This is a genomic window from Proteus sp. G4380 (assembly GCF_963885725.1).
GTDB classification, from domain to species: domain Bacteria; phylum Pseudomonadota; class Gammaproteobacteria; order Enterobacterales; family Enterobacteriaceae; genus Proteus; species Proteus mirabilis.
This window is the reverse complement of record NZ_CAWPAV010000180.1, coordinates 17,046-39,841: the sequence shown is the minus strand read 5'-3', so window position 1 is coordinate 39,841 and position 22,796 is coordinate 17,046. Positions and strand designations below refer to the sequence as shown.

The 22,796-nt window shown below is 38.9% G+C and carries 21 protein-coding genes; 7 read left to right on the top strand and 14 right to left on the bottom strand.

Features of this window, described 5'->3' with window-relative positions:
* Nucleotides 1-8: 8 nt before the first annotated feature.
* The 5 genes from AACU98_RS15985 to maeB all read right to left on the bottom strand — a co-directional run bounded on the left by AACU98_RS15985 (nucleotide 9) and on the right by maeB (nucleotide 8,802).
* Nucleotides 9-2,258, bottom strand: coding sequence for a TonB-dependent receptor domain-containing protein (locus tag AACU98_RS15985; protein ID WP_155289910.1), 2,250 nt, complete (start codon nucleotides 2,256-2,258; stop codon nucleotides 9-11).
* Between the two features lie 185 nt (nucleotides 2,259-2,443).
* Nucleotides 2,444-4,612, bottom strand: coding sequence for a S9 family peptidase (locus AACU98_RS15980; protein ID WP_017628041.1), 2,169 nt, complete (start codon nucleotides 4,610-4,612; stop codon nucleotides 2,444-2,446).
* 24 nt (nucleotides 4,613-4,636) lie between these two features.
* Nucleotides 4,637-5,446, bottom strand: coding sequence for an energy transducer TonB family protein (locus AACU98_RS15975; RefSeq protein WP_161735187.1), 810 nt, complete (start codon nucleotides 5,444-5,446; stop codon nucleotides 4,637-4,639).
* A 17-nt stretch (nucleotides 5,447-5,463) separates the two neighbouring features.
* Nucleotides 5,464-6,333, bottom strand: coding sequence for a ChaN family lipoprotein (locus AACU98_RS15970; RefSeq protein WP_161735095.1), 870 nt, complete (start codon nucleotides 6,331-6,333; stop codon nucleotides 5,464-5,466).
* 186 nt (nucleotides 6,334-6,519) lie between these two features.
* Complete coding sequence (gene maeB, locus AACU98_RS15965; protein WP_036907866.1) at nucleotides 6,520-8,802, bottom strand: NADP-dependent oxaloacetate-decarboxylating malate dehydrogenase; 2,283 nt, start codon at nucleotides 8,800-8,802, stop codon at nucleotides 6,520-6,522.
* A 549-nt stretch (nucleotides 8,803-9,351) separates the two neighbouring features.
* Here maeB and AACU98_RS15960 point away from each other — a divergent pair.
* The gene (locus AACU98_RS15960; protein WP_004248273.1) at nucleotides 9,352-9,975 is read left to right on the top strand and encodes a response regulator; all 624 of its coding nucleotides are present in this window, start codon (nucleotides 9,352-9,354) and stop codon (nucleotides 9,973-9,975) included.
* A 69-nt stretch (nucleotides 9,976-10,044) separates the two neighbouring features.
* On the opposite strand, the gene AACU98_RS15955 is transcribed toward AACU98_RS15960, so the two are convergent.
* Nucleotides 10,045-10,605, bottom strand: a complete 561-nt coding sequence (locus AACU98_RS15955) for a hypothetical protein (protein WP_004248274.1) — start codon at nucleotides 10,603-10,605, stop codon at nucleotides 10,045-10,047.
* A 200-nt stretch (nucleotides 10,606-10,805) separates the two neighbouring features.
* Between AACU98_RS15955 and AACU98_RS15950 the strand changes: the two genes are divergently transcribed.
* Genes AACU98_RS15950 through AACU98_RS15940 form a run of 3 tightly spaced genes read left to right on the top strand, consistent with a single transcriptional unit; the run spans nucleotide 10,806 to nucleotide 12,978 of the window.
* A complete protein-coding gene (locus tag AACU98_RS15950) occupies nucleotides 10,806-11,177 on the top strand; it encodes an ArsC family reductase (protein WP_004248275.1) in 372 nt (123 codons plus the stop codon).
* Nucleotides 11,178-11,182: 5 nt separating this feature from the next.
* Nucleotides 11,183-12,313, top strand: a complete 1,131-nt coding sequence (gene dapE / locus AACU98_RS15945) for a succinyl-diaminopimelate desuccinylase (RefSeq protein WP_004243404.1) — start codon at nucleotides 11,183-11,185, stop codon at nucleotides 12,311-12,313.
* Nucleotides 12,310-12,978, top strand: a complete 669-nt coding sequence (locus AACU98_RS15940; protein ID WP_004250835.1) for a M15 family metallopeptidase — start codon at nucleotides 12,310-12,312, stop codon at nucleotides 12,976-12,978. The genes dapE and AACU98_RS15940 overlap by 4 nt, the downstream gene beginning before the upstream one ends.
* Nucleotides 12,979-12,994: 16 nt before the next feature.
* Here AACU98_RS15940 and AACU98_RS15935 read toward each other — a convergent pair whose 3' ends face one another.
* Nucleotides 12,995-13,369, bottom strand: coding sequence for a DUF454 family protein (locus AACU98_RS15935; protein WP_004250834.1), 375 nt, complete (start codon nucleotides 13,367-13,369; stop codon nucleotides 12,995-12,997).
* Nucleotides 13,370-13,466: 97 nt separating this feature from the next.
* On the opposite strand from AACU98_RS15935, the gene AACU98_RS15930 reads away from it, so the two are divergent.
* Nucleotides 13,467-13,664 carry a YpfN family protein gene (locus tag AACU98_RS15930; RefSeq protein ID WP_004243408.1) on the top strand — a complete coding sequence of 66 codons (198 nt, stop codon included), beginning with the start codon at nucleotides 13,467-13,469 and terminating at the stop codon, nucleotides 13,662-13,664.
* Here the strand turns inward: AACU98_RS15930 and AACU98_RS15925 are convergent.
* The 6 genes from AACU98_RS15925 to dapA all read right to left on the bottom strand — a co-directional run bounded on the left by AACU98_RS15925 (nucleotide 13,606) and on the right by dapA (nucleotide 20,205).
* A complete protein-coding gene (locus AACU98_RS15925) occupies nucleotides 13,606-15,657 on the bottom strand; it encodes a GNAT family N-acetyltransferase (RefSeq protein WP_161735091.1) in 2,052 nt (683 codons plus the stop codon). The two genes, AACU98_RS15930 and AACU98_RS15925, sit on opposite strands and share 59 nt — an antisense overlap.
* 2 nt (nucleotides 15,658-15,659) lie before the next feature.
* Nucleotides 15,660-16,112, bottom strand: a complete 453-nt coding sequence (locus tag AACU98_RS15920) for a DUF441 domain-containing protein (protein ID WP_004243411.1) — start codon at nucleotides 16,110-16,112, stop codon at nucleotides 15,660-15,662.
* Nucleotides 16,113-16,174: 62 nt separating this feature from the next.
* Entirely contained in the window at nucleotides 16,175-17,059 is an 885-nt protein-coding gene (gene ypfJ / locus AACU98_RS15915) for a KPN_02809 family neutral zinc metallopeptidase (RefSeq protein ID WP_004243412.1), read from the bottom strand.
* A gap of 246 nt (nucleotides 17,060-17,305) precedes the next feature.
* On the bottom strand, nucleotides 17,306-18,019 hold the full coding sequence (purC, locus tag AACU98_RS15910) for a phosphoribosylaminoimidazolesuccinocarboxamide synthase (protein ID WP_004243413.1): 714 nt from the start codon (nucleotides 18,017-18,019) through the stop codon (nucleotides 17,306-17,308).
* A gap of 223 nt (nucleotides 18,020-18,242) precedes the next feature.
* Nucleotides 18,243-19,289 (bottom strand): outer membrane protein assembly factor BamC, encoded by a 1,047-nt coding sequence (gene bamC / locus AACU98_RS15905; protein ID WP_004243414.1) that lies wholly within the window; start codon nucleotides 19,287-19,289, stop codon nucleotides 18,243-18,245.
* A gap of 16 nt (nucleotides 19,290-19,305) precedes the next feature.
* Nucleotides 19,306-20,205 (bottom strand): 4-hydroxy-tetrahydrodipicolinate synthase, encoded by a 900-nt coding sequence (dapA, locus tag AACU98_RS15900; RefSeq protein WP_004243415.1) that lies wholly within the window; start codon nucleotides 20,203-20,205, stop codon nucleotides 19,306-19,308.
* 216 nt (nucleotides 20,206-20,421) lie between these two features.
* On the opposite strand from dapA, the gene AACU98_RS15895 reads away from it, so the two are divergent.
* Together AACU98_RS15895 and bcp are read left to right on the top strand one after the other, a co-directional pair.
* Nucleotides 20,422-20,979 carry a glycine cleavage system transcriptional repressor gene (locus tag AACU98_RS15895; RefSeq protein ID WP_004248283.1) on the top strand — a complete coding sequence of 186 codons (558 nt, stop codon included), beginning with the start codon at nucleotides 20,422-20,424 and terminating at the stop codon, nucleotides 20,977-20,979.
* A 19-nt stretch (nucleotides 20,980-20,998) separates the two neighbouring features.
* A complete protein-coding gene (gene bcp, locus AACU98_RS15890) occupies nucleotides 20,999-21,469 on the top strand; it encodes a thioredoxin-dependent thiol peroxidase (RefSeq protein WP_004243417.1) in 471 nt (156 codons plus the stop codon).
* Nucleotides 21,470-21,579: 110 nt separating this feature from the next.
* Here the strand turns inward: bcp and AACU98_RS15885 are convergent, their stop codons facing one another.
* Nucleotides 21,580-22,668 (bottom strand): AI-2E family transporter, encoded by a 1,089-nt coding sequence (locus AACU98_RS15885; protein WP_004243419.1) that lies wholly within the window; start codon nucleotides 22,666-22,668, stop codon nucleotides 21,580-21,582.
* Between the last annotated feature and the right edge of the window lie 128 nt (nucleotides 22,669-22,796).

Here is a 22,796-nt window from a genome sequence, read left to right as displayed (position 1 = left end):
CGTTTATATTAAAAACGAATTTCTCCACCAAACAGGAAACTTCTGCCTCTAGCCGTTTGTTTATTTTGTCCCTGTTCATCCATAATTGGCGCTGAATTACTTCTATCAAGTGCATTTGAATAATTTTTATTCATGAGATTATGTACCGCAAATTTTAATGACACATTTTTATTCATTTGATAGTTAGCGTACGCGTTGATCACGGTAGGGATTTTTTCTTGTTCGACCATGGGAATAGTGCCTGTATCAAAATCAAACCCTTCAGCTGAAGCTTTACGACTTTTACCGGTAATTTGAATGATGGTGCCTAATTCGAGAGATCGGTCATCGAATAACCTCACACCAGCATCAATCGTTGCGTAGTATTTGGGAAGTTCTGATGCAGGACTTTGCCCAAAATCCCCCATCGCAAGAGAAGTGGGTTGTGAGGTGCGCTCATTGCTATAAGAAAGTGTGGTATAAAATACATCAGCATCATAGTTTACTTGTAGTTCATAGCCTCTCATCGTGACAGGATCAAGGCTATTTGTGTATAAATAGATATTTCCATCGTATTCCATGCCACTGTAGTCATCGTCAGTAAAAGTGCCATCGATTTTACAACGTTTACCCCCTTTACAAACATTATAAGAATCACTGGAAATATAGTTTTTAACTTTAGTATGATACCAAAGTGCTTTTAAGCGAAAGCTGTCTCCGGCAACAATTAAATCAGGGCGATAGCTATTAAAACCTATTTGGAAAGTATCCGCTTTCTCACTTCTTAAAAAGGGGTTCATCGATGCCCCACCTTCATTAGCAAAGAAAATTTCCTGTGGGTTTGGTGCCCTTGTCGTATGGGCATAACTGATAAATGGTTCAAATTCAGGGATAATTTGTGCAGAAAAGAGTGCTCCCGGCTCCCACGCTTTTTCGTGGCGATTAACATTCATCGCACCTTCAGGGAAACACGCTGCTTTGGGATCACAAGCGGGTTTATATCCTTTAATATGATAATCCGTATAGTTTAAATTTAATGCGAGGGTATAAATATCGTATTCAAATTTTATTTGTGAAAAAAGACTGCTGATGTCGTTTTTTCCTTGCGGAGCAAATACATTGTATTCAATCATATTTTGTGATTGCCATGGATCGCTCGAAGGAGCTGTCACTTCTCGATTATAATCAATCGACATCAGTTTAGTACCTAATGTTAGTGCCATATCCAGCTCATGATAATTAAATCGACTGGTATTTTTAGCGACAAGTGCATTGGAAATATTTTTCGCATGCCCATTGCGTAATGACATTAAAGAGTCACCGGCAAATTTTTGCGAAGCTTGGCTTCTACTCAATAATATTTCACTATCAAAAAGATCGTTTAGCGGGGTATAACGATATTTAGCATAATAATCTTGGCTCTCTATGGTTCTTCGATTAAATTTATTATTATAAAACCGACCGCTTAATTCTATTTCATGAGAATCATTGGGTTTAAACGATATTTTTGCTAATTCAGAATGTGGCTTTTGGTTAAAGTCTTTAGTGGTTGCAAACTCATGACTATTAAAACCTGCCCCATTTTTATAAGAAGATTCAATATTATGTCCACTTATGGCAAACATAGCGCCAATATAACCATCATGATTAAATATCGACTGTTTTCCTGCAATCGCAACCATACCGTTATAACCTAATCCATTAGTCCCTCGAGCCGCTTTACTTCTTATTCCCCAACGATGATTAGAAAATAAAACATCATCAATACCTATTGTTTTAAAATTAGCACTCCCCGCTAATGCATTAATACTATTTTCACCATCTTGTTGACCACGAGAAATATCAATTTGCACAATAAAGTTAGGATCGATCATGCTATTAAACTGGTTGTATGGTTGTCCACCATGCGCATATTGGCTAGGTGACGTGCTATACATCGTTTGTGTCACCCCATCAATCATCATATTGACTCGACCAAAACCACTTAATCCCCGGATATTAACCCCAACACCCGGCTGACTGGCATCCATTTGGGTGTAAGTTCCCGGTGTAGATCGTAATGCTTGTTCTACCGAGCTAAGATTATTGATTTCACCAATAGCGCTATAAGCCCCCGGCTTAGCTAACGCTTTTTGCTCTGGTGTTTGTTTTTGTGCCGATGAGACTTTTAAACTACTAAATTGAACTGTTTTTTCCGTTTCAGCCGCAAACACCAGAGAATGAATACCAGAAAATAGAATACAAGAGCCAAGTATTTTCCTTGTTAATTGAGTTTTCATAATAAACCTATTCTTTGTTTTATTTAAATAGGCTCACTTTGCTTTCTATAAGCTAAAAGTTATTTAATTTAATAAATAACGATATTGTTATTATTGTTTTATAAGATAAGAATCAATAGCATTAACCCTGTCTCTCATTAAAGAGAGACAGGCTAATCATTAAAAATTTAAAAGGCTTGGTTTAATTACTTGATATTTTGTGTCTTAAAATAAATATCAGGCTGCTCTAACATTAAAATAAAGGCATATTCTCTCGCAGTATCACGTAGACGATTAAAACGACCGGATTTACCTCCATGTCCTGCACTCATATCTGTTTCAAGCAGAAGTAAATTATTATCTGTTTTTAATTCACGTAATTTAGCCACCCATTTTGCCGGCTCCCAATATTGAACTTGAGAATCATGTAAACCTGTAGTGACCAATAAATGAGGATAGGCTTTAGCCTCAACATTATCGTAAGGGCTATAAGATTTTAAGCGGAAATAAACGTCTTTATCCGCAGGATCACCCCACTCTTCATATTCACCTGTTGTGAGCGGAATAGAAGCATCCAGCATGGTTGTCAAAACATCGACAAATGGTACCTGAGCCACAACACCACGGTAGAGTTCAGGTGCCATATTGATAACGGCTCCCATAAGTAATCCACCAGCACTACCGCCCATCGCGTAGACATGTTTGGGTGCACCATAACCTTGGTTAATAAGGTATTTTGTGGCGTCGATAAAGTCAGTAAAGGAGTTGACTTTATGCTCCATTTTCCCTTGGTTATACCAACGTTTGCCTAATTCACCACCACCTCTAACATGGACAATGGCATATACAAAACCTCTATCTAATAAACTTAAACGGGCAGAGCTAAACGAGGGGTCGATACTGCTGCCGTAAGAGCCATAACCGTAAATTAAGATTGGATTTTCGCCTTTCTTAAATAAGTCTTTACGATAAACCAGCGATACAGGCACCTCGACACCATCTTGTGCTTTTACCCAAATACGTTCACTTTCATACAAATCATGCTTAAAGCCTTTCACTTCCTGCTGTTTAAGCAATTGTTTTTCTTTGGTTTGCATATTCCATTGATAGGTAGAAGAAGGCGTGGTCATTGAGGTATAACCAAAACGTAACTCTTCGCTATCAGCTTGTGGATTGACACTTAGCCATGCCATATAGACAGGATCATCAAAAATAATATTTGTTGATTGTCCTGTTTTCCAATCAATTTGGCGTAATGACACTAAACCTTGTTTGCGCTCTTCAAGCACTAACCAACGATTAAACAGTTCGAAGCTTTCCAAGTCTACTTCTGGCTGAGGAGCAATTACGGTTTGCCAAGGTGCATCGATAGAGGCCGTTTTATAAAGACCATATAGCTCACTTTCATGATTAGAGCGAATATAAAATTCACCTTTAAAATGATCGATATAATATTCTCGCCCTTCTTGGCGAGGAGAAAAAACCACCATGGGTTTTTCTGGTGCATTGGCATCAATTAAACGATATTCAGAAGTTGTAGAGCTTGCAATAGTGACTAGAATATAATCTTCTGATTTGCTTTTTTCCATCCAGGTATAAAAACGATCATCATTCTCTTCAAAGATTTTCACGTCTTGTTTTCTATCACTACCGTATTGATGGCGATAAATTTGGTATGGCAATAAAGTTTGCGGATCTTTATCTACATAGAACAGTGTTTGGCTATCATTTGCCCATACTAAATTCGCTGAAATATTGGTTAAAACATTCTCTTGCCATGTTTTATCTGTCAGATCTTTATAAGCAACTGTATAGTTGCGACGTCCTTCTTTATCTTCAGCAATAGCAATACGTTTGTTATCTGGACTAATGGCTAAATCACCTAATTGATAAAACTCATGTCCTTTAGCTCGTTCATTACCATCAACAAGAATTTCCCATTCTCCATCACTTCCTATTGGTTTACGTTGATAAATAGGAAAGTCTTTACCTTCTTGGTAAATGGTTTGGTAAGTATAGCCATTATAGTCATAAGGCACTGAGGCATCATTTTGTGCCATACGCTCAACCATCTCATTATAGAGCGTATTTTCTAGTGTTTTGCCCGCTGCCATTACTGACTCAGTATAAGCATTTTCAGCCTTAAGATAGTCAATAACTTGTTTATCTTTGCGTGCATCATCCCTAAGCCAATAATAATTATCAGTACGAGAGTCACCATGATCTGTCATCACATGGGGGATTTTATTCGCTTTCGGTGGCATCATAATAACGTCCTTCTCTGTTTGAGCCATTGTCGGTGTTGCAGTGATTAAGATTGCCATCATGGCACCTGTTAATCCCTGCGTCACCGTTTTTCTTGTCGCGGATAACATGTTTAATTCCTTGTTATGTTAGGATTATAAAGTCAATGTGGAAAATTCAATTGCCATTTCAATTGTTATTTGACCATTAAAAAGCAGTTCTTCTGGGGGCTTTGGTAATGGCTGAGCACGCTTAATAACACTTTGTGCCTCTTTATCTAGTGAGCGGACACCACTGCTATTAATCAATTCGCAAGCTATGACATAACCTTGTCCATCAACAATAAAACGCACTTTAGGTGCTCCCGTACGCCCTTTTCTTTTCGCTTCTTCAGGATAAGCTTTATAACGATTTAAATGACCTTTGGCCTTAGCTTGCCATAATGCCAAGGCATCTGCTTCTTTATTTGCATCACTATCATAATTTGCAGAAACATCGTTAGCCTGTTGTTTCGCAACAGAATGGCTTGTTGAGGACGCGGATAGGCTAGATACATTTTCACTGACAATAGGTGAAGGTTTGGTTGGTGCAATTGAAGGGGCAACCTTAACTGAAGTCTGGTTTTGTAGCACTTTTTTCGGCTTTTCAAGCAAAATATCTGCATTTTCATTAATAATAAGATTGGGTTGTTTCTCCGCAATCTCTTGCTGCTGTTTTTTTTGGCTGGCGACAGCCATTTGCTGATCAACACCGACAATCTGTTTTTCTTTATTCACCGCTTGGACGTTTTCACTTAAGCTAAGCATAACAGCCGGTGCAGGTTGATGGATTATCACCGGGCGTTGTTGCGTGATATAGAAATAACTAATAACTAAAGTAAAATGAAATACTATTGATAAAATAAAGCCTGAATATCGACAAGGCTGTAATTGCGCCATTTGGTTAACGGAAGAAGAGATCAACATATGCGTATCATCAATAATCAAGGATGGGCTGCAGGGGTTATCCACAAATAATCGGCATGTTCAGAGGTAATATCGCTATCTTCTTCTGCCATGATAAGTACCGTGACTGTTTCATTAGGGGCTAAATCTTTAATATGTAAAGGTACACCCATTAATTTAGTGGCATGAAATGAGCCGGCAATCAACAGTGCGGGTATCGGGGCATTTAATAAACTTTTTGCCATTGCACGATCACGCAGTTGTTGGATCACGGTCATTTTTTCAATTTGTGTTTTATCAAGTGCACCACCATGAGAAAGCTCAATAGTTTTACTAATAAGCTGACGAACAGCAGGTTGCGTTGAATATTCACCTTCAATATTAGGTGGATTTTTATATGCATTTGTAATATCACTGCGATCGATATTAGCAGCTAACAATGGATAATCTGCTTGTAGCCCTTCTTTAATCAGATTGCCATACCCTTTCCAAGACCAGCCTTTATTCCAATTAAGTACAGACATTAAACGTTCATCACGTAAATATTGTGAGCTAGAGTAACGTTTTTTCGTATTATCAACTAAGTTTTGCTGATCTGGCGTCAACATCTCTAATAAAACCGCACCTTGAGGACGTTTATTGGGAAGTTGTGTCATTAACCAATACTCAATCTCATGGTGATATTGATTGTCATGTTTTTCGCCAACAATCACCCGCGATTGGCTGGCTAATTGAGTTAATAGCGCATTAGCTGTGATTGTCTTTCCTGTACGCGTATCAATAATATTGGCTGATGTAATAATAGCGGGAGTTGTACTAGGTACGGTGTTTTTTTCTACTGTACTACATGCGCAGACAGTAATAAGTGAAACTAATAACAAGAACCATTTAGATATTGAAAAAAACATATTAACCTTATAGTTATATTTACTTATTTTTAATATAGGCTTAGATTAATATTAATAAGAATAATTATCAATATCATTGTTATAATTATTTGTATTTAATGTTGACGGATTGATACCGTAAAATAAAAACGCCTTTTATTAAAAAAGGCGCTTTGCTTAAAGTGGTTATTTTAATCAGTTTAGCGATTAGCGTTGAGATTGTGTTTGTGCTTCAACCACAGCTAATGCCACCATATTAACAATGCGACGAACAGATGCAATTGGCGTTAAAATATGGGCAGGCTTAGCAACTCCCATTAACACTGGACCTACCGTTACCCCATCGGAGCTAGTGACACGTAATAAGTTATAGCTAATGCGCGCCGCTTCCATTGTTGGCATCACTAACAGATTAGCTGAACCTTTTAGTGGGCTGTCTGGCATAATATCGCGACGAATTGACTCAACTAAAGCAGCATCAGCATGCATTTCACCATCAATTTCTAATTCTGGGGCGCGTTGTTTAATAAGCTCTAACGCTTTTCTTAATTTTATGGATGATGGGCTGTCAAAAGAGCCAAAACTTGAGCGGGATACTAATGCTGCTTTTGGCTCAATACCAAAGCGACGAATAGTATCTGCCGCCATTATAGTGATATCAGCAAGTTGCTCAGCGGTAGGATCTTCATTTACATAGGTATCAGTAATAAAGGTGTTACCACTCGGCAGTAATAATGCATTCATCGCCCCTGCAGTATTAGATCCTTCACGTAAACCAAAAACATTTTTATATATTTCAAAATGTTCCGAATAACTTCCCACGGTTCCACAGATCAAGCCGTCTGCTTCCCCTCTACGTACCATAATTGCGCCAATCAGTGTTGGATTACCAATAACGGCTCGACGAGCTTGTTCTTGCGAAACACCACGACGTTTCATTATTTGATAATATTCTTGCCAATATTCTTTAAAACGCGGATCGTTTTCATTGTTTACAACTTCAAAATCTCTACCCGCTTGAATATGTAAGCCTAATTTCTGAATACGCATTTCAATCACACTAGGACGACCAATTAGGATCGGCTCAGCAAGTCCTAAAGTGACTAATTCTTGAGTCGCATGCAGAACGCGGTTATCTTCCCCTTCCGCCAATACAATGCGTTTTTTCTCTTTTTTCGCTTGAGCAAAGATAGGTTTCATAAATAAATTCGTTTTATAAACGAATTCATTGAGGTGTTCGATATAAGCGGCGAAATCTTCAATTGGACGGGTTGCCACACCTGAATCCATTGCAGCTTTTGCAACGGCAGGCGCAATTTTAACAATTAAACGTGGATCAAAAGGTTTTGGAATAATGTATTCTGGGCCAAATGACAGTTCTTGATCGCCATATGCGCTAGCAACCTCTTCATTTTGTTCTGCCAGTGCCAATTCAGCAATTGCATGTACACAGGCAAGTTTCATCTCTTCATTGATAGCGGTTGCCCCCACATCCAGCGCACCACGGAAAATGAACGGGAAACAGAGAACATTATTAACCTGATTAGGAAAATCAGAGCGTCCGGTACAAATAATCGCATCTGATCGTACCGCTTTGACTAACGGTGGTAAAATTTCTGGCTCCGGATTTGCTAGCGCAAGGATCAGCGGGTCGCGTGCCATTTTTTTCACCATCTCTTGGGTCAGTACGCCTGGCCCTGAGCACCCTAAGAAAATATCGGCATCGTTGATCACATCATCAAGTGTGCGACTGCCGTTATCTTTAATCGCATAAGCCGCTTTAGTTTCTGCCATATTGGCTTCACGGCCTTGATAAATAACCCCTTTTGAGTCACAAACAATAATATTTTCACGCTTTAACCCTAAAGCGACAAGAAGGTTCATACACGCGATAGAAGCCGCACCGGCACCTGAAACCACTAAGCGAACTTTATCAATATTTTTACGAACAATACGTAACCCGTTGATAATAGCGGCCGTAGAAATAATTGCCGTACCATGCTGATCATCATGAAAGACAGGGATATTCATTCTCTCACGCAGTTTTTGTTCAATATAGAAGCATTCCGGTGCTTTAATATCTTCTAAATTGATCCCACCAAAAGTCGGTTCCAATGAAGCGATAATATCCACCAATTTATCAGGATCGGTTTCATTCACTTCAATATCAAATACATCAATGCCGGAGAATTTTTTAAATAATACGCCTTTACCTTCCATCACAGGTTTACCTGCCAAGGCGCCAATATTACCGAGTCCTAAAACAGCCGTACCATTAGAGATAACGGCAACCAAGTTACCTTTCGCTGTAAAGCGATACGCAGCTAAAGGATTAGCCGCAATTTCAAGGCAAGGAGCCGCAACACCCGGTGAATAAGCTAATGCTAAGTCACGTTGTGTTATTAGTGGTTTAGTTGGTGTCACTGTGATTTTGCCAGGATTAGGGAATTCATGAAAATCCAATGCACTTTGTTGTAGTTTGTCTTCCATCTTCATATCCTTTGTATCAATAGGGTAAGGGCTTGGTTAGTATAATGGTAATAGCTCGTTAAATCATGATGGTATCGACACTTTTTTCAAATTAGTTCATCTCATTTATTATAAACTGCTCATACCTATTTCTGGGTATATTATTAACCCAGTTTAATTTCATTATGGAAATAAACACGAACAGAAAAAATACAATCTTTGTTTATTATTTATCTATAACTAAATTAACTCTTAAAATAATTAAACTTTTTATATTGTTTTATAAATCAATAACTATTTTTACTTGTAGTTGCATTTTAATATAGTTAAAAATCAACTTAATACATTGTAATAAAAGGATTTATCTATCGTTAGAACTTTTATTAGTCGTTTTGGTTATTTTCTTTTTTACCCGTAACAATAATTGGTGTAATATTGCCAACCGTCAATTTTATTTTCTTATTGTTTTAATAAGATATCTGATTCTAATTTTTATTCCTTATTTGGAATTTATTTTTTATTTTCTGCTGTTGAAAAGATTACGCATATTATTTTTTAGGGAGAGGGGTTATGCCTAGCTACTCAATTATGATAGTGGATGATCACCCTATCATGAGATATGGATTACGGCTATTGTTAGAGCAAGACAAGGAATTTATTGTAGTAAGCGAAAGTGGCAATGCTCAAGAAGCAATCACCACAGCAAAACAGTTAAATCCTGATCTTATTATGATGGATTTACACCTTCAAGGACGCTCTGGTATTGATATTATTCGTTCTCTGCGTCGCTGTGGTTTAACATCTTATGTATTGGTTTTATCAATTTCAGATTCTCGCAATGATGTGTATGCTGCATTAGATGCTGGTGCTAACGGTTATTTATTGAAAGAGTGTGAACTTGATATGTTGCTACTCAGTTTACGTAAAGCGGTGGTTGGGCGCCCCGTTTACAGTGAAAAAGTTTGGCAATATATCCAATTAAGACAAAACTATTCTGATCCGCTATCTGCGTTAACAAAAAGAGAACTTGATGTCCTTCAAGAAGTGGCGGTGGGAATGAAAAATAAACAGATTGCCGAAAATCTGTTTATCTCAGAAGAAACCGTCAAAGTACATATTCGTAATATCTTAAAGAAACTACAAGTGACATCACGTTTAGCGGCGAGCCTTATCTTAATTAAGCATCAGCACTAAACGAATTTACCCCGACATTAAGTCGGGGTAATTAAGTTCTTAAGGAAGCCATTTTCTCACTTTAGAAAATCACTCAATAGGGACAGGATAACTTAATACTTTGAAGTGATTATCGGGTAACTTTTCAATTTTTAACTGATAAAGCTCTCGATTGATACCGTTAATCACTATATCCAGTTCACTAAATGCTGACTGTACATCACTATTTCTAGCCCAAGCAGGAATATCTTTGACTCCATAATAAAAATAGATAGTACTTTTATCTGAATCGATAGGTTGTATCTCTTTTATTTGGCTAATAAAAAGGTGTCCATAACAAAAATCTTGATATGGTTGCCAAGCTTTTCGTCCTTTCTCGCTTAGAGAGAACACCCACTCGTCACCATCGACAGTTTGTTCAATTAAACCAGCATCCATTAATGCATTCATTCGCTCTAAAACCCATGGAGCATCATTTTCATTACTGTAAACGGGCCATTTCCCTTCGCCTAAACACAATAAATAATCACTGTTAAAAAATGCCTGTAGGGCTGTTTTATACTCATCAACCTTTTTGCTGTCTTCATCTTCATTAGCCCAGCTAAAAGTAGAGAGTAAAAGCAATATAAGACTCAGTGAAATACTTTTCATATTTTCTTTTACCAACGGAAATCTTTATTTCTATTACTCTACGTTACACAATTCGTTACACTTAGGTGACAGGTTAATATCCAATATATTTTATAATGTAAATAGGATTTTTCACTACAACAAAACCTGCTACTTTGGATCTGTATAACACTTATACGTATTGATACCAATATTACGTATTGTCATATAAGGAAAATATCATGTCTACTACTAACCTGACATACACGATGTACGGCATAAAAAATTGCGATACAATCAAAAAAGCACGTAAATGGCTAGATGATAATCATATTCCTTATGTTTTTCATGATTACCGTAAAGACGGTTTGAAGGAAGCATTATTACTCACCTTTACAGAAAATTTAGATTGGCAGACATTGGTGAACAAAAGAGGAACAACTTGGCGTCAATTATCTGATGAAGAAAAAAATGCTATCACTGATGTGAATGCAGCCATTGCACTTATGCTTGATAAACCTGCCATTATTAAACGTCCAATTTTAGTCTCTTCTGATAATCGTTTTATGGTAGGTTTTAATGCTAATGATTACCTGACTTTTACAGGAGCCTAATTTTTATGTCCTGCCCTGTTATTGAACTCGCACAACAACTTATTTCTCGACCTTCCGTAAGCCCAGATGACCAAGGTTGTCAGCAACTGATTATCGAAAGATTAGCACCTTTGGGCTTTACCATTGAAAAAATGCCTTTTGGTCAGACCGAAAATCTTTGGGCATGTCGTGGTGGTGAGGGAGAAACCCTCGCATTTGCAGGACATACCGATGTTGTGCCTCCTGGCGCTAATGCATTATGGGATAATCCACCTTTTGAGCCGTCTATTCGTGATGGAATGTTATATGGCCGAGGTGCCGCCGATATGAAAGGCTCTCTTGCAGCCATGGTTGTCGCGGCTGAACGATTTGTGCATGCTTATCCGCAACATCGTGGACGTCTTGCTTTTTTAATTACCTCCGATGAAGAAGCCGATGCTCATGATGGTACCGTTAAAGTGGTCGAGTCATTAATATCTCGAGGAGAGCGACTTGATTATTGCTTAGTGGGTGAACCATCAAGTCAGCATCAACTCGGCGATATGATAAAAAATGGCCGACGGGGTTCAATAACAGCAAATGTCACTATTTATGGTACGCAGGGCCACGTTGCTTACCCTCACCTTGCACAAAACCCTATTCATATGGCTTCACCTTTTATTCACGAGTTAGTGAATACAGTATGGGATAATGGCAATGAGTATTTTCCCGCCACTACCATGCAAATTGCCAATATTAATAGTGGAACTGGCAGTAATAATGTGATCCCAGGTGAGTTATTTATACAGTTTAACTTTCGTTTTAGCACCGCTATTACAGATGAAGAAATTCGTCAACGTACTGAAGCATTACTACAAAAATATCAGTTGCGTTATCACATTTCTTGGTCTTTATCTGGGCAACCTTTTATCACTGGTGAAGGAAAATTACTGGATGCGGTACGTTATTCAGTAAAACACTACACCAATATAGAGCCAACGCTTTCAACTAGCGGAGGCACCTCCGATGGACGATTTATCGCCCAAATGGGTGCACAAGTTGTTGAATTAGGGCCTATTAATGCCACCATTCATAAAGTAAATGAGTGTGTCAGTGCTGCTGATTTACAACAACTTAGTCGCATCTATCAGCGGATCATGGAGCAGATTATTTTATGATAACCCCTTTAATGTTAACGGGTCGTTCTACAGATCATTTAGTGACTTTATCAGAGCGACATCATTTACAGTTTAATGCGACAAAAGCCTTTTTAGCGTTACAACAACAAGCGGCCAAAGCGGGATTTAAATTAATGCCTGCCAGTTCATTTAGAAGTTTTGAACGTCAGTTAGCGATATGGAATGGCAAATTTGAAGGCACTCGCCCTGTATTAGATGCTGAAAGTCAACCTATTGATATTCAGACATTATCAGAAGGCCAACGCTGTGAGGCGATTTTAAAATGGTCTGCATTACCCGGAGCAAGTCGCCATCATTGGGGAACCGAAATTGATTTTTACGATCCTTTCCGTTTACCTAATGGGCAATCATTGCAATTAGAACCTTGGGAGTATGAACAAGGGGGCTATTTTGCACAACTTAATGACTGGCTGACTGAAAATATGTCAGCTTACGATTTTTATCGCCCTTTTACCGATAAAGAGAGTTATATTGCCTATGAGCCTTGGCATATCAGTTATTTGCCTCTCTCTTATGAAGCTTCACAGGCTTATACTATCGATATCCTTCGCGCTGTTTTAGAAGAAGAGCCGATTTTAGGTAAACAATGGCTATTAGATAACTTAGAAACGGTTTATCAACGCTATATTGTGCTACCAGAATAATTAGATTTTATTTATCTTAGGAGACATCTTGTTTATCTATTACAGGAAGTCTCCACATAAATATCAACAGACAGGCTAAAATTATCAGCAATAAAATTCTCACCCACCACATTGAGACCAACCATAGCGAGATAGCAAAAGTCACTAAAATGACTAAAATAGCTTTCGGCTTAGCCCCCTTAGGCATGGCGCGATAAGTTTGCCAATATCGCAAATATCCACCAAACCAAGAGCGATATAGCAACCAGTGATGAAAGCGTGTTGATGAGCGAGAAAAACACCATGCCGCTAATAACAAAAATGGTGTAGTGGGTAACACGGGTAAAACAACACCTAATGTGGCTAATCCAACAGATAACCACCCTGCTATAATCAATAATATCCGTTTCATGTTATGCTTTCCAAATTATGCTTGGTCGCTCTAAGGTAAAGAGTAAATAAAAAAGCTCCTCATTCTCAATAACAATTTTAAAACATAAGGCGGGTTTATGCACTGGATCACTGACTATTGGTGGGTTATTTTAATTCTTTTAGTTGGAATAATTATTAATGCCATAAAAGATATGAATAAAATAGATCCAAAACAGTTTCTAAAAAATAAACGGAAACTGCCTCCCCATCGCGATTTTAATGATAAATGGGATGATGAGGACGATTGGCCCAACAAAAATGACCAGAAGAAGTAGTCGTTAACCAATGTTGGTAAGCCTGTGCTAATTGCTCATCTTTTTCTGCCATCAGTTGTTGGCATTGCCGACGTAGTGTCGTGACAAGGGCTTTCTTACCCGATAACGAAAATTGTTTTACACAGGCCTCTACAGATTGCTTATCAATAAAAAATGCCACTAATAACGGGTAGCGTGATCTATCACCTTGCAGAAAATAACCAACACTTTGATATACCGTTAATATAGAGCGATGGGCGAAAGCAAAACCTGCCATCATCAGCCAGTGATCTGCTTCACTGGCGCTAGGCAATGCAGTAGCAAGAGAGATACCTGTTTGCTGAGTGATATAATCACTTTGTAATGCGAGTGCTTGTTGTGCAACTTGTAATAATTGCTGCCCCTGAGCACTGATTGGGTAAATAGCCATAGTAGTATAACAGCCACTACTGGCTTCTTTATGAACGCCTAATCTCACCAGATAAAAACCACATTGTTGCCAAAAATTGGCTAATGCGTCGGTATAGCCAAAACTGACAGAAAGGTAATCAATATTCTGTTTCTGGCACTGCTTAGCAATATCCGCAACTAATTTTGCAGCGACTTTTTGACGTCGATATGCTGGCAATACCGCAATTCGGCTGATGCGTAATGAAGTTAAACACATTGCCTCAATGGATAAGCCGTAAGTGACTAACGATTGGGCAACAAGATTACCTCTTGGTCGACGTATACCTCGCCAAACATCTTGTGCTAAGGCTTTCGCTAGTCCCCCTTCTTCAATACACCACACCGCCCCAACAAGATGCCGATGAATAAATGCAGACCAATAGTGCTGCTTTTGTCCATCGAATAAACGTCGAAGATCTAAAGGCGTGGTTCGATAATGAGCACTGGTTAAAAGTTGATAAAAATTGGCTCGTTGTTCACTATCGAAATGCTGGCATGAGGTGATCACCACCTCGCCAGATTGGTTAGCATGATGAAAAGAAGGCTCATCAAGTAACAACAGTTGATTAAGCCAATTTTCGAGTGGATCGTCCTGCGCCCAGCGAATAGGTACGGTAAGTTGATAATTTTGTAACGTTGGAATGCTATCACCCAGTTTTAAAATAAAACCGCGCCCTGTTCCTTCATAGCCTTGTACCGTGGTGGTCATTAACACTCGAGGAAAGTGCTGACAAAGTGTTATCAGTTGAGCAATGGGTATAGTCGCCGCTTCATCAATAATTAACCAATCTCGACACAAATGCTCTGTATCACAAAGGGCTAACAAATTATCCGGTGAGTAGAACTCGATGGTTTTATGTGTATGAGATAATAGCACTTCAATACTGTTTCTCGCAGGGGCACAAACCGTCACTGAGCCAGGCCATTGCTCTATCAACATTCCTGCTAACGCTGATTTTCCTCTGCCTCGTGGTGCCGTGATACTCCATACGCCGGATTTTGCCTGTAAAAGATGCGCTAATAACTGTCGCTGTTGTATGGTTGGCATCCCTTGAGGCAACGCCCACTGTTGGCCTGTATTTTTTATTTCAGGTAGAACAAGGGGCTGCGATGCTTGCCAAATAATGGCCTGTTTATCTGCTAGTGTAATTTTTGCTAACCAAGCCATAAAATGGGGAGTAGATATAACCCCTTGCGCATCATTCCAGCGCTGACTATCGTTATCAATATAATGTTGCCACTGAACAATATCGGGTAAACATAAGATAAGCCAACTTCCTGCTTTCAACGTTCCCGTTAGCATCGCTAGTGCATCAGCATTAAAAGCATGGTTAGCGTCAAATACAGCGTGAAGATATTCACGGCCTAATAGTTGATGAGCATGTTCTGGTTTTATCGCCTCAGACATCTCTGAAGAGAGTATTAGCCAATCGCCTTTACACTGCTGTTGGATAGCTCGAAGTTGTTCCCTTTGCCATGTATAGCTCCCCGCTAAAAGGAGTAATCGCCGCTGGCCTAGTCGAGCGAAGGCTTGTTGATAGCGCAATAAATCTAAAGATGGCACTACTATGACTTACCTATCAATAACGAAAGGATCCCCGCAGCAATCAGTGGACCTACTGGAACCCCCCTAAATAGGGCGACACCAATAACGGTTCCTACGAGTAAACCCGCTACCGTTGACGGTTGGTTATTCATAAGTGACACCCCTCGTGCCCCTAACCAAGAGACGATGATACCAATTGCAATCGCTAGTAATGATTTCCAATTTAAAAAAGAATTGAAAACTTCTTGTGCGGAAATGCGGCCTGTGGCAATCGGTGTCATAACACCTACGGTGAGGATCAAGATCCCAATGGTCATACCGTATTTTTCGACTAATGGAAAATATTGGTTTAACGGTGTGATTTTAATAACCAATAAAAAGATCATTGCTAAAGTGACAGTCATATTATGACTAATAATGCCCAGGCCTGCGAGTACCAGCAAAATTAGCAATGAGGGATCAACATTACTCATCTATTTTTATAATCCTTCTCTTTCTCTGAATCATTCTAATATCATTTAAGCGTGAGATGTTATTAGTTCAATGACGAAGAAGCAAATGTATCACAAGATTTAATATCGCCACTATTGTAGCCGCGCATAAACCATGTCTTACGTTGTTCTGCAGTGCCGTGAGTAAAGCTATCCGGTACAGCGTAACCCTGTTGTTGGCGTTGCAGCCTATCATCACCGATAGCTTGTGCGGTTTTAATGGCCGTCAGTAAGTCCGCTTCATCAACACGGCCTTCACCGGCAATAAAGCGTCCCCACATACCCGCAAAACAATCAGCTTGCAGTTCTAGTCTTACTGATAAGCGATTTGCTTCCACTTTTGAACGTGCCATTTGCTGTTTTTCACGCATTTGTGTGGTGATACCAAGTAGATGCTGAACATGATGTCCCACTTCATGAGAAATCACATAACCTTGAGCAAACTCTCCACCCCCACCAAGGCTGTTTTTCATTTCATTATAAAAAGAGAGATCGAGATAAATTTTTTGGTCTGCAGGACAATAAAAAGGCCCCATCATTTTAGTGCCGGTACCGCATTGCGTTGTGGTACTGTTGGTATATAGCACTAATTTAGGATCACGATATTGTTCGCCGGCTTTGGCAAACATCCCTTGCCAAAAATCTTCCGTACTGGCTAATACAACACTGCTAAAATCTGCCGCTTCATTATAAAGGGCGGATTGTTGTTGGCTATTTTGTGTTGGTTGTGATGTTTGCCCTGTAAGCGAATTAAAATCAAACCCCATAAAGCTTGCGATCACCAAAATAATAATGATCACAAAGCCATATTTTGTACGCAATAATAGTGCAATTAATCCTAATGGGAGATTACCACCACCGGATGCAGAAGAAGGCTGCCCTCTTCTATCTTCAACATTATTGCTTCTTCGGCGATCATTCCAACGCATAACCCTTCCCCATTATGTAATTTACTTAATTTTAATTGCTAGGTCATTTTAATGACAACTTATCTTAGATAATAACAAAAATTATCTCATCGCTATTGCCTATTTTTTAAGAGCAAAATAATAGCACCCATTAGTCACTTTCAATTCATCTTAGTTAATTTTTCTTTATAGCATATTAAAAAGGTCAGTTTTTAAGCTGACCTTTTTCTTTTATGGATAATATTGCTGACGTAATCGATTGCGCAGTTAGTCTAAAGAAACACCAATTCGACGTGCAACTTCTTCATAGGCTTCAATTAATCCACCTAAACTTTGACGGAAGCGATCTTTATCCATTTTATCTAAGGTGTTTTTATCCCATAAACGGCTACCATCTGGTGAGAATTCATCCCCCAGCACAACTTTACCGTTAAAGAGGCCAAACTCTAATTTAAAGTCAACGAGGATCAGACCGGCTTTATCAAACAGTTCACTGAGAACATCGTTTGCTTTATAACTAAGACGTTTCATTTCTGCGAGGTTTTCTTTTGATACCCAACCAAAAGTTTCACAGTAAGATTCATTAACCATCGGATCATGACGGGCATCGTCTTTTAAGAAAAGATCAAAAATAGGTGGGTTTAAGACAGTACCTTCTTCAATACCTAAACGTTTAACCAGTGATCCAGCCGCTCGGTTACGAATAACACATTCAACAGGCACCATATCGAGTTTTTTTACTAGCACTTCATTATCAGAGAGCAAACGTTCCATCTGCGTTGGGATACCCGCTTCTTCCAATTTGTTCATAATGAAATAATTGAACTTATTGTTCACCATTCCTTTACGATCAAACTGTTCAATACGTTGGCCATCTAACGCTGATGTATCGTTTCTGAATTCAAGAATAAGATAATCAGAAGACTCAGTGGTATAAACTGTTTTCGCTTTACCACGATACAACTCAGCTTTTTTTTGCATCTGACACACTCCAAAGATGTGATAGGTTTAACAAGAAACTTGCTTTCCATACTCTACTCTAGATTGGATAAAAAAGCTTTTAAAACGTGGTGGGGATCACTAAAAAATATCACTGTCGACTATTTTTTAGCGGCTCTAATCAATAAGAGAAATAAGTGAATTGAGTGATAAAAAGGCCGCACATTTCCTGTACGGCCTGATATTTAATAGATAAAAAGAGCTTTTATTTTATTGGCTTACTAAAGGCCGCTTTCATTGCAGCAACCATCTGATCATTTTCAGACTGTGTAAGAGGTTTACCTTTATCACTGATAAATTGCAAACTACTGCGGTTATTTAAGTCACCAACTTGTAGTTTGTAATCCCCTTCATTAATTGTTGGTTTATCAACCCCTAACGTGCTCCAACTTGCACTACTTAAGCCTTTATAAGTCACTTCAATTGAACCTTTCGAACGAGTACGATCGCCCATTTTCATACCCACGCTTTCTAGCGCGATAGGTAATCTATCCCACACAACATCAAATGGTGCTCGAACAATAATGACAGGCAGCCCAGCATTATCACTTCCCGTTTGTACGTCGATAATACCTTGCAAATTACTCGTTGCGCTATTTTCACTTAAGTTACGCATGCGGTTTAAACCGTCAACCACTTCATTTAATAGTAAGGTGTTATAACGCTTCACTTCCATTGGATCGGAAATCTCGTTTTCACCTTGGCGTAACCCAGTATTCGTAATCGTTAATATCACAACATTACCTGACTGGCTTATCGCTAAATTATGGCGACTTTGGAAAGGAACATTTTCATCAGCACGAGTCCAAGTGATCCAATCGGTAACAATCTGTTTTTGTCCTGCATCACTTTTAGCCAGTGCCACACCTTTATCCGCTAAAACAGCAGAAACTTGCTCGTATAAAGTGGTATTTTCGGGCGTGTTGGGTAATAACAGTCGGCTATTATCCGCATTATTCTCACTACGTGAGCCACTTAATAAGTTTAAAGCCTGTGTTGGTGGGCGAATATCTAATGCTAAACCCACAGGCTCACTCTTTTTAGGCGTAGGAATATCATATTCCCCATTTTGCAAAGGCAACACCATACCCGCTGGGACAACTAAATTTTTTAGCGCTGCTGACTCTAAATACGACTCGTCACCACTGACTTGACGTTTATAGCGCTGATCACTGGAACAGGCTGCCAATAAAACCACCAGCGACAGACCCGCGACTTTCATAATCTTTGATTTATGCAATAGTGTTGCCATTAAAATTCCCTAAGTTTTACAGTATTCCCGCTGTTAACAGCGCTTTCTCTACGATATCCTGACCCGCTGATGTTAATGGAGTCATCGGTAAGCGCAATGTGGCGTCTTCAATCAATCCAATACGTTGACACGCCCATTTAGCTGGGATTGGGTTAGGTTCAACAAATAACTGATGATGTAAGTCCATCAGGCGTCGATTAAGTTCACGTGCTTTTGCAAACTCACCCGCTTTTGCCAATCGACATAATTCTACCATTTCTAACGCAGCAACGTTAGCAGTAACCGAAATAACACCATGACCGCCAAGTTGCATAAAGTCTAATGAGGATGCGTCATCTCCACTTAATAAGATAAAACTATCATCATTAACTAACTGTTGGATTTGACTAACACGACTTAAGTTCCCTGTCGCCTCTTTAATTGCCACAATATTATCCAACTGAGCTAAACGTGCAACTGTTACTGGCAATAAATCACATCCTGTACGGCCGGGCACATTATACAAGATTTGGGGTAAAGCCGTGCTTTCAGAAATCGCTTTAAAATGTTGATAAAGCCCTTCTTGGGAAGGTTTATTATAGTATGGAGTAACCGTTAAGCACCCTGCAATACCTTTATTTTCAAACTGTTGTGTAAACCAAATAGCTTCAGAAGTTGCATTAGCCCCCGTGCCTGCAATCACAGGAATACGACCATCAGCCATATCCAGAGTCATTAATACGACATCAACATGCTCATCATGGCTTAATGTTGCCGATTCTCCCGTTGTTCCCACAGAGACAATAGCATCTGTACCCGCTTTAACATGATAATCGACCAACTTGCGTAAACTAACTCGGTCAACATTGCCTTTCGCATCCATAGGGGTGACTAATGCCACCATACTGCCTGTAAAATCAAAATTGTTACTTACCATAATTCATTGCTCCGAGATAGACTTATACACAATGGTACTCATTCATTGCTCTATTGAAAACTACTTAACTCTAGGTTTCTAATGAAATTTGCTAATATTCTTTGATTTGAATTAAAGAGAGATAATAATGAAAGATAGTGCGCTTCTGATCTTGGCAGAAATCAAATTTTGTGTTTACCTGTTAGGAATAAACTGAAAGTCAAAAGGAAGCCTATTTTGCCTATACCTGATAAACATTTTCTCGTACTCACTGCATTAGGGACTGACCGTCCTGGTATCGTTGATACCATTACGCAATTAGTTAGCCAATGCGGGTGTAATATCGAAGACAGCCGGCTTGCGATGTTCGGTCAAGAATTTACGTTTATCATGCTACTTTCTGGTGGTTGGAATGCGATTGCCCAACTTGAAGCATTACTGCCGATAAAAAGTGCAGAACTTGATTTATTGACTGTGATGAAAAGAACTAAAATGGGTGCGCCAGTCTCTTACCCATCAACCATTACTGCAAAAGTAGATATAGAAGATGCCCCCGGCATTGTTGAACGTTTTACCAATTTATTTAGTCAACATCACTTTAATCTTGCAGAATTAGTTTCTAAAACTCATCCTTCTGAGGATGGTACTCCTGCTCGTTTAGAAATTCAGATCACGGCCCATAATCCGTTAGATGATCATGGTCTCGTTATTCATGAGAAATTCAATCAATTATGTACAGAGTTAAACGCTCAAGGCACAATAAGTATCGTAAATAGTCTGATGATGAAACAATAAAAGAATGGAGAATTAGGTAATGAACCCATTAAAAGCCGGTGATAAGGCACCTCAATTCAGTCTGCCTGATCAAGATGGAGAAATTATTAATCTGTCTGATTTTGCTGGCCAACGTGTGCTCGTTTATTTTTATCCAAAAGCGATGACACCAGGCTGTACAACGCAAGCTTGTGGCTTACGTGATGAGATGGATACACTAAAAAAAGCCAACGTCGAGGTATTGGGAATTAGTACTGATAAGTCAGAAAAACTTTCCCGTTTTGCCGAAAAAGAGATGTTAAACTTCACCTTACTTTCTGATGAAGATCATAAAGTTGCAGAGCAATTTGGCATTTGGGGTGAAAAACAATTTATGGGGAAAACTTACGATGGCATTCATCGTACGACGTTCCTAATTGACAAAAACGGTGTGATTGAACATGTGTTTGATAATTTTAAAACCAGCAATCACCACCAAGTGGTTATCGATTATTTAGCTGCACACCCATAGTTTATGATCACAGCTTAATGCTGATAAATAAAACAGACAGCCATTAACTATCGCTGTCTGTTTTTTTATTATCAATAAGTTGATGATAAATCGCGTCTATGATTACTTTATTACTTTTTCTTTTCTAATGTTTCTAAAGGTGGCTCATTGGCAATTTCATCAGGCAGCGCATGTAATACTGCTTTGATTAACGTCGCTAAAGGAATGGCGAAAAACACCCCCCAAAAGCCCCACATACCACCAAATATAATCACGGATAAGATAATGACTAAGGGGTGCATATTGACAGCTTCAGAGAATAATATCGGTACTAATAAGTTGCTATCTAAACCTTGAACCACTAAGTAAGCGATAAATAGCGCCCAAAAATCAGAGCCTAATCCCCATTGAGAAAGTGCAATTACAATGACTGGAATAGTTGCGAGTACCGCCCCCACATAAGGCACTAAAACCGAAACGCCAACTAAAACCGCTAATAAGACTGAATAACGCAAATCAAAAAAAGCAAAGACAAAATAGGTAAATACACCAACAATCACCATTTCGGTAACCTTACCACGAATATAGTTGGTGATTTGCTGATTAACCTCAATCCACACTTGTGCTGCAAGAATTCTATTTTTGGGTAATACTCGACGGACAGCATTGAGCATTTGTTGCTTATCTTTTAATAAAAAGAACGTCATTAATGGCACAAGGATCAGATAAATAGAGAGCGTGATAACGCCGATTAAAGAGGCTAAAGAGACTTTTAACACTGACTCTGCCACCGTTGAAAATTTACTGCGCAAGTTTTCCGCCATCATATCCACGATGCCAACATCCATTAATGCGGGGAATCGCTCAGGTAATTCTCGAGCAAATGCATTGAATTTATTGATCATATTAGGGATATCTGAAATTAGCGTCATGGCTTGTTGCCATACCGTTGGCGCTAAAATCAAAATAACAATGGCACTAATACCTATAAATAGTGTCAGAACGATTGATACGGCCCAAATTCGTGCACATCCTAACTTCTCAAGTAAGTGTGTTGGCCATTCCAGCAAATAAGCTAATACAATGGCGACTAATAATGGTGCAAGTATGCCACTGAAAAAGTAGATAATTGAAAAACCGGCAATTAAGATCACCACCAGCGCGATAACTTGGGGATCAGCAAATCGACGTTTATACCATTGAACAAGCAAGTCCAGCATGAAAATAGAGGTCCTTTATAATAACAAGTCAAATATATCTATATGTATTGATTTACATAATCAATAATCTTTTGACGGATTTTACGTTAGCTTTTGCTATGATACATCATTAATTATAAATTTTTCGT